Here is an 8,214-nt window from a genome sequence, read left to right as displayed (position 1 = left end):
ACAACTGAATTCTTTCGTATTGATTTAGTCAATTACAAATCAGTATTTCATTGAGGATAATTCTATGCCGCATTTATTAGTACAAGGCAAGAATAATTCTGAGCATGAAGGGACACCTCAGACTGATTCTCTTCGCGACTCCTCAGTTAATCATGCCCTGATTGCGATCGCGCAAGAAGTCACTGAGTTGCTCAGACAAGCTTACCCGTTTTAACTTCTTACCTCTTAACTTTTTTACTGACTATATTTAATCATCAATGGAGATTAAGAAATAATGTTAACTAGAAGGCAATTAATACTAGCAAGTACAGGAATTGGAGCAGGATTTCTCATTTCTGAGATATTTAAGGCGAAGAAAAGCTATGCCGTTTTACCGGAAATATCAAAATTTACCGAACCTCTGCCAATTTCATTTGCTAGTGCTGCACCTAGTAGTTTGGTAATCGCACCGAGTTCACATTCCTTTCATAAGGATTTAGGTGCAGGGGCTACTTGGGGCTACAACGGGGCTGACTACCTTGGCCCGACTTTCGAGATCACCAGGGGTACACCGCTACAACTAACTGCACACAACAACCTTGGAACCCATCCCTTTGCCAACTCTCTGGACTTGAGATTGCACGGCATACAAGAGTCTGACAAAACCAATCCACGTTTGTCATTGCACCTCCACGGCAGCAATACCGAAGCAAAAAGCGACGGTTATCCAACGGATACATTTACGCCGGGACAGAGCTATGTATACAATTTTAATAACAATCAGGAAGCGGCAACGCTCTGGTATCACGACCATACGCTTGGTATGACTAGCCTAAACGTCATGGCTGGATTGGCTGGAGTATACCTGATTAGAGATGTTGATGATCCTGTCGGCGGTAATGGGCCCCTCGGTATTCCTGCAGGGCCTCCCTATGAGATACCGTTAGTCCTACAAGACCGCTTATTCAACCCAGATGGTTCACTGTTCTATCCCCCAGCTCCCTGGACACCTGAGTTTTTGGGTAATGTTGCTACAGTTAACGGCAAAGCTTGGCCAAATTTGAATGTTGAGCGCACCATTTATCGTTTCCGGATTGTTAATGGCTCAAATGCTCGCACCTACAACCTCAAGCTGTCATCAAACCAGCCAATTATCCAAATTGGCACTGATGGAGGAATGCTCAACACTCCTGTAGAATTGTCTAGGCTACTGCTTGCTCCTGGTGAGCGTGCTGACGTGCTGATCGACTTCTCCAAAAATCTGCCAGGAGAAAAGATTGTCTGGCAAAATGATGCTACTTCGCCCTTTCCTTTTGGCAGAGTTAACGCCGTCTTAAATCTAAGTTTCCCACTGCCTGAAATCATGCAGTTTACAGTAAAAGCGGGTGCTGCCAATCCTAAGCCTATACCTCAAACACTGCGATTGCATAAACCACTCATCAAACCAATTGCTAATAAACCAGTGCGGCAGCGTTTCTTGACACTTGCAGAGATCGTCGGGCCACTTGGTCCACTAGTCTTGCTACAAAACTTTGTCTACTGGGATGAGGCCGAGAACTACCCAGAATTAAGGGAGCGTCCGAAGGTAGATACCGTAGAGCAGTGGAACATTATTAACCTTCAGCCAGTTGCTCACCCAGTTCACCTGCACCTAGTTTTCTTCCAAATCCTGAATCGACAAAAGATTAATGTAACTCAATATTTGAAATCATATCTTACTACTACTGGTTCTCCTCGCCAGGTAAGAACACACCACATACCGTTAGGAGGACCGACAGTGCCAGCTAATTATCCACCGCCAGACCCTACACCCTTTGCAGTTGCTCCACCAAGACCGCCAGCACCAAACGAGTCTGGGTGGAAGGATACAGTATTAGTATACCCTGGTGAGGTTACTCGCCTGATTGTTCCCTTTGGGGCCCAAGCTGCGGAAAACTTGCCTTTCGGCAATTCGTTCACCGGACGTTACGTATGGCATTGCCATATGCTCGACCATGAAGACAACGAGATGATGTTGCCCTACGAGGTAGTACCTTAATCTTTGCTACAACAAGAGCCATGCATATAACACTGATGTGCGTGAGTAGTTAAAACCAGACCTATGCAACTGTATTTTGTTTATTAAGGTAATACTCATGAAAGCCCTTTCTGCTTTAGCTATTAGTACTGCTTGGTCAATTTCGCTCAGTTCTATTGCTACCATTCAACCTGTTTTTGCAGCACTTGACAATGAACCCAATAACTCTTTTAACACCAAACAATTTCTTCCTTCTAGTACAACTACTGTAAATGGACAACTAGAAAGTGGAGATGTTGACTTTTTTGGGTTCTCAAATCTTGATACTGGAAGTTTGTTTACCGCAGACATTAATTCAAAGACAATTGATCCACTTTTTGGATTACTTGATGATTCTGGTAATATCCAGGCGATAAACGATAACAAATCCGACAATAGTGTTCTCTCTCTATTAACTGGGAAAGTACCAGCAAGTGGTAGTTTGAATTTTGCCGTATCTGGCTTAAGGGATATTAACCTAATAGGAGATCATTTAGAATCTGGTTCTTATAGACTGTCATTAAATACATTTAATCTGCCTAAACTCTCCACTAACCCAACAATTCCAAACGGTGGTTTTGAAACTGGTAATTTTAGTGGTTGGACAACACTAGGTGAAACTAGTATTGAGACAAAAACTTTTGGCAGTAATCCAACTGAAGGAAATTATCAAGCTTTCCTCTCAACTGGTAATAAAACATTTTCTGGCTCAATTATTGAAGAATTTTTAGGGTTAGAAGCAGGAAGCTTGGATAATCTTGGCAAAAGCTTAGAACCTCCTTTTCCTTTTCCTGTTCCCGACGGACAGGCTACTCAAGGCTCTGCTATTCAACAAATATTTACAGGAAAAGCTGGAGATGTTTTGACTTTCGATTGGAATTTTCTCTCGAATGAAGAACTGTTTCCTTCTGTTAACGATTTTGCCTTTGTCTCAATTGGTTCTTTGTCAAAGTTAGCTGATGTATTATCACCCACTGTGATTTCTTCTACGACAGACTTTTTTAAAGAGACTGGATTTAACACTTTTTCCTTTAAAATACCAACTACCGGAATATACTCTTTGGGTATCGGAGTTACAGATTGGAGAGATAGCGGCACCGATTCTGGATTGTTAATTGACAATGTTAAAATCGTTTCTGTTCCTGAATCCAATTATGGATTAAGTCTTTTGGGATTTGGTGTATTAGGTCTAATTTTAAGATTGAAGAGCAAGCAACAAAACAAAGTCAAATCTATTTCAGTCCATCGGTGAGCCAAGAAAGCAGTTCTTGAGCAGGGGAGGTTGAGGAGCAGGGGGAGCAAACCCCACAACTAAAGTTAGGGGCTTCAAATACAGCAATTCTCATTTTGAAATAAATAGAATATTAACCCCCATTTTGAAATTCAAAATACAGTACAAAATAACTAGTTTTCCAGGAGAGACGATGCTTGTGGCGAGGGAAGCGATCACTAAAAAACAATTTTACTGATTAATTAAGTATAAATACTTAGTTGGTCGGCGGGAATTGGCTGACAACGAAAGGGAAATCCAGGAAAAAAGTTCTGTTTTGAGAAAAGAGAACTTAAGCAAAATAAAAATTGATAACTGTTGTCATCTCAGGTAAAATTGGTGAGTTAAAAATCCAAGATGGCTCAAAAAGCGGCGACTGTAGAAATTTCTGAATTAATGCAATTTTTACGGTCATTATTACATGACTTACCGGATGAAAGGAAACCCGGAAATAATACTAAATATCAGGTAGAAGATGCGGTAATAGCTGCATTTTCAGTCTTTTTTACTCAGTCACCATCTTTTTTAGATCATCAACGTTTAATGAACAGCAATAAGGGAAAAGATAATGCTGAAAGTTTATTTTCAATTGAGGCAATCCCCAGTGATAATCAAATAAGAAAATTATTAGATCCAGTGCCAGCTACTACTATCTTTATGGCTTTTCAAAAAGTCTATCAGCGGTTAGAGGAAAAGGGAGTACTGAAAAAGTTCCTCTACTTAGATGGAGAAATTTTAGTGGCTTTAGATGGCACAGAATATTTTTCATCTAAGAAAATTAATTGCCCTCATTATAACTGTCGTAATCATCGAAATGGAACTACAACCTATTTTCATGGCTGTGTCACACCTGTTATAGTTTCTCCTAATCAAAAACAAGTGATTAATTTAGAGCCAGAATTTATTAAAAAGCAAGATGGGCATCAGAAACAAGATTGTGAAAATGCAGCTGTTAAAAGATGGTTAAATAAGAACCATCAAAATAAGTATGGTTATCCTGTAACTCTTTTAGGAGATGACTTATATTCTCGCCAACCTCTTTGTAAATTGCTGCTAAAACAAGGTTATAATTTTATTTTTGTTTGTTTAGAAACGTCCCATAAAACTTTATATGAATGGCTAGAGTTTTTAGAAAGGAGCGGAGACATTGCAACGGTTGAAAAAAAACAATGGGATGGACGAAAAAATCTAATTTATCGCTATCGTTATGCTTCCAAAGTTCCCTTAAAAGATGAAGACTCAAGTCTCCAAGTTAATTGGTGCGAAGTGACTATTATTAATGAGAAAACACAGAAAACTATCTACAAAAATAATTGGATCACTAATCATAAAATCACTAACGACAATGTTGAAGAAATTGTCAAAGCCGGACGCAGTAGATGGAAAGTTGAGAATGAAGGCAATAACGTTCTGAAAAATCACGGTTATAATTTAGAGCATAACTTTGGTCATGGTGAAAATCATTTATGCGAGTTATTATTGTCTTTAAATTTACTAGCTTTTTTATTTCATACTGTTTTAGACTTAGTTAATTACACCTATCAAAAGATTCGTGAGTTATTAGTGACTCGGACTAGTTTCTTTAATGATATCGTACCTTATTAAAATTTATTTGGTTTAAAAATTGGTCGGAGTTTTTCTTATTTATTCTTACCGAATATGTCCCGATCACAAAAGGAAATTCTAGTTAAAAATGTCAAATTTTTGAGAGGAGGTAAAGATTATTAATTCCGAGAAATTACAAAGGAGGTTGGAATTTCGGCTATATTTATAAGTTGAAATCTATTTTCTCATGGGCAGATTTTTAAAATTGTTTCTTTTCAGTTAATTATCATGATTATCTTTCAAAAAATCATAATTACACAGAAATTCTCTATGTAAACAAGAAGACTTTATCTTCTTTTGTTTTCAAAATGAGAATTGCTGAACACAGCAGTTTAAGCGCCTCACTGGCATGACCCCAAAACAGATTCGGTAACACCCTAAGAATCTTATGGATTACCCTAAGAATTTGAAAGAAACCAAGTATTAGAACTCAGTACACTGAAGTTAAATCAGATAAGAATCTGATGTAGCACTTATAGGAGAGTTCAATGTCTAAAAATCCAAAAATCGGATTAGAAGAACTGCTTCGTCCAGAAGATAGCATTCTAGTACTGATTGACCAACAGCCCTATCAGCTCACCAACTTGGACAGCCATGAACGAACCCACGATGATCATTAACAATGTTATTGGTCTTGCCAAATCGGCAAAAGTGTTCAATGTACCAACAATTCTTACTATCTTATGAAACAGAACTAAGATTGTATCTTCGTCCACAACGTCAACTAAAAATGGATCGTACAAAAATGAGTATTCAGCAATTAATCACGCCTGAAAAGCACAACTTAGGTGGGTTCAGTGTACAGCGCATCTTACCGAGTGAAACCCTAAAAATGGTTGGACCTTTCATCTTCTTTGATCACTTAGGCCCAGCTATTTTCCCGGCTGGAAAAGGCGTCGATGTTATACCCCATCCACACATCAATTTGGCAACGGTTACCTATTTGTTTGAAGGAAGCCTTCTGCATAGAGATAGTCTAGGTACAGTACAAGAGATTTTTCCGGGCGAGGTAAACTGGATGACAGCGGGCAAAGGTATTGTTCATTCTGAGCGATCGCCCGAGAGCTTTAGAGAGAAAGAATCTACTCTTCACGGCATTCAGACCTGGATTGCCCTCCCCGAAATCGCTGAAGAGGTTGAACCCAGCTTTTCACATTATCCGGCGACTGATTTACCGAGGTGGACTCAAACAGGCACCAGCGCGACCTTGATCGCCGGTAGTTACCAGTCTCACCAATCACCAGTTAAAACCTACTCTGCTACTCTTTACCTAGCGCTCGTTTTCACGGAGGGTAGTCAATTTCAGCTAGCGCCAATAGAGGGTTTAGAAAGGGCAGTTTATAGCGTCACATCCGGACTATTCTTAAATGGAAAGCCTTTAGAGCCATATCGTCTAGCCGTTTTAGCGCCGGATGAATCAGTAGATATCCGTGCAGGGGCTGAAGCAAAAGCAATGATTATCGGCGGGGCACCAGTGGGCGATCGCACAAAGTACTGGAACTTTGTGTCGAGCCGCTCAGCGCGTATCGAGCAGGCAAAACGAGATTGGCAAGACTGCCGCTTCCCGGCGGTTCCCGGTGAAACTGAATTCATTCCGCTCCCTGATAATTCAGATCACGGTAGTAGCGCGACCCCTTTGAGTTGAAGATGGTTAGGCGTTTTTGCTGAGCGAGAGAACAGCAGCTTAACTCGTACCCGCTTGCAGCAGGCGATGCGCGTATGTTTAAGCAAGTCATGGGGATTTCGCCCCATCAGTATGTGATTCAACAGTAAGTGGAGAGGTTTCCTCTACGAAAGCAACACGTAAAAGAGACAGCGGATTAATCGGCAATAAGAGGAAAAATTCCCTCAACACCTTGTACGGAGAGCACTTTAGCCGATTTTTGATGGTAATAGAAAGCCTTGTAGCAATCCTATTTGATTCGTGAAATAGACATCCTTGTCAGATAAGGCTTTCAGTCCTCTTTCTCTTCAGCAATCATGTCGGATCGCTATACATAGTAAGGCTTTCTACTGTTTTGGATTAAGTCTATTTAATTCGCAAAACGCTTGGGAAATGATATGGAAGTTGGAATTGACAGTTTTGCCTCGGTTAGAACGAGTGAAAATGGTGAAACGGCGGATGCCACGCAGTCCGTCGCCGAACTGCTGGAGAGAATAGAGCAGGCGGATCGTTCCGGCTTGGATATCTTCGGTATCGGCGAGCATCATCGGCATGAATTTTTAGATTCGGCAAACGCGGTTATTCTCGCCGCTGCCGCCGCACGCACCGAGCGCATCCGTCTAACCAGCGCGGTTACGGTGCTGAGCGCGGCTGACCCGGTGCGTGTGTTTCAACAATTCGCCACGCTCGATTTGATTTCAAAAGGTCGCGCCGAAATGGTTGTCGGGCGCGGCTCTTTCACCGAAGCCTTTCCGCTATTTGGATTTAGTCTCGGCGATTACGACGAGATTTTCGCTGAAAAGCTCGAACTCTTGCTCAAAATTCGGGACAATGAAACGGTCGATTGGTCGGGCAAATTTCGCCCCGCGCTGGAAAACCAAGCGATTTATCCGCGTCCACTGCAAAAGCCGTTTCCCATCTGGATCGGGGTCGGCGGTACGCCGCAATCTTTCCTCCGCGCCGGAATGCTTGGACTGCCGCTCGTGGTTGCCATTATCGGCGGCGAAACGCATCGCTTTCGCTCGCTCGTAGATTTATACCGCGATGCCGGAAAGCGCGCCGGGTATGCGCCCGAAACATTAAAAGTTTCATTGCATTCAATCGGTTATGTCGCCGACACGACCGAGCAAGCCGTTGAAGAATTCTTTCCGGGCTACGCCGAAACTTTCACTAAAATCGGCAGAGAGAGAGGCTGGCCGCCCGTTACGCGCGCCGCTTTTGACGCACAGCGCGGCGCGACCGGCGCGTTACTGGTCGGCAGTCCCGAAGAAGTGGCGGAGAAAATCCACCGTCACAGCGAATCGCTCGGCGGCATTTCGAGAGTAACTTTTCAAATGGACAACGCGCAAATGAATCACGCCCAACTGATGCGCTCCATTGAACTGATTGGAATGCGAATGTCGCCACTCTTGAACGATTAAAATATGTGGGCATGGTTCAACTCAGGTTCCGCTAGGGTAACAAGACAGAGAAAACGGATATGAAATTGGTTCTGCAAGTCTGTGCTGAATTGGTAAAAACGGATTTTAGCGATCGCGGGCATTGCCTTACAAGTCGGCTTCTCCAGCCAAAGCCATTTGACGCAACAGTTTAAGCGCCTGACTGGAATGACCCCCAAGCAGGTTCGTTAACCTCATAAGA

8 protein-coding genes are annotated in these 8,214 nt (G+C 42.2%); all 8 read left to right on the top strand.

The window, feature by feature from the left end:
• The first annotated feature begins 64 nt into the window (after nucleotides 1-64).
• A complete protein-coding gene (locus H6G26_RS35765) occupies nucleotides 65-214 on the top strand; it encodes a hypothetical protein (protein WP_190736067.1) in 150 nt (49 codons plus the stop codon).
• A 60-nt stretch (nucleotides 215-274) separates the two neighbouring features.
• Nucleotides 275-2,017, top strand: a complete 1,743-nt coding sequence (locus H6G26_RS35760) for a multicopper oxidase domain-containing protein (RefSeq protein ID WP_190736065.1) — start codon at nucleotides 275-277, stop codon at nucleotides 2,015-2,017.
• Nucleotides 2,018-2,114: 97 nt separating this feature from the next.
• Entirely contained in the window at nucleotides 2,115-3,287 is a 1,173-nt protein-coding gene (locus H6G26_RS35755; protein ID WP_190736058.1) for a hypothetical protein, read from the top strand.
• A 375-nt stretch (nucleotides 3,288-3,662) separates the two neighbouring features.
• Nucleotides 3,663-4,910, top strand: a complete 1,248-nt coding sequence (locus H6G26_RS35750) for an ISNCY family transposase (protein ID WP_190736056.1) — start codon at nucleotides 3,663-3,665, stop codon at nucleotides 4,908-4,910.
• 488 nt (nucleotides 4,911-5,398) lie between these two features.
• Nucleotides 5,399-5,530 carry a hypothetical protein gene (locus tag H6G26_RS44050; RefSeq protein ID WP_277883956.1) on the top strand — a complete coding sequence of 44 codons (132 nt, stop codon included), beginning with the start codon at nucleotides 5,399-5,401 and terminating at the stop codon, nucleotides 5,528-5,530.
• A 110-nt stretch (nucleotides 5,531-5,640) separates the two neighbouring features.
• On the top strand, nucleotides 5,641-6,555 hold the full coding sequence (locus H6G26_RS35740; RefSeq protein ID WP_242054160.1) for a pirin family protein: 915 nt from the start codon (nucleotides 5,641-5,643) through the stop codon (nucleotides 6,553-6,555).
• Nucleotides 6,556-6,971: 416 nt separating this feature from the next.
• The gene (locus H6G26_RS35735) at nucleotides 6,972-7,994 is read left to right on the top strand and encodes an LLM class flavin-dependent oxidoreductase (RefSeq protein WP_190736054.1); all 1,023 of its coding nucleotides are present in this window, start codon (nucleotides 6,972-6,974) and stop codon (nucleotides 7,992-7,994) included.
• Between the two features lie 102 nt (nucleotides 7,995-8,096).
• On the top strand, nucleotides 8,097-8,204 hold the full coding sequence (locus H6G26_RS35730; protein WP_347242567.1) for an AraC family transcriptional regulator: 108 nt from the start codon (nucleotides 8,097-8,099) through the stop codon (nucleotides 8,202-8,204).
• The last annotated feature ends 10 nt before the right edge of the window (nucleotides 8,205-8,214 follow it).

Origin of the sequence: Nostoc sp. FACHB-888, from assembly GCF_014696655.1 — a bacterium.
Taxonomy (GTDB): domain Bacteria; phylum Cyanobacteriota; class Cyanobacteriia; order Cyanobacteriales; family Nostocaceae; genus Nostoc.
This window is presented reverse-complemented; position numbering and strand designations above follow the sequence as displayed.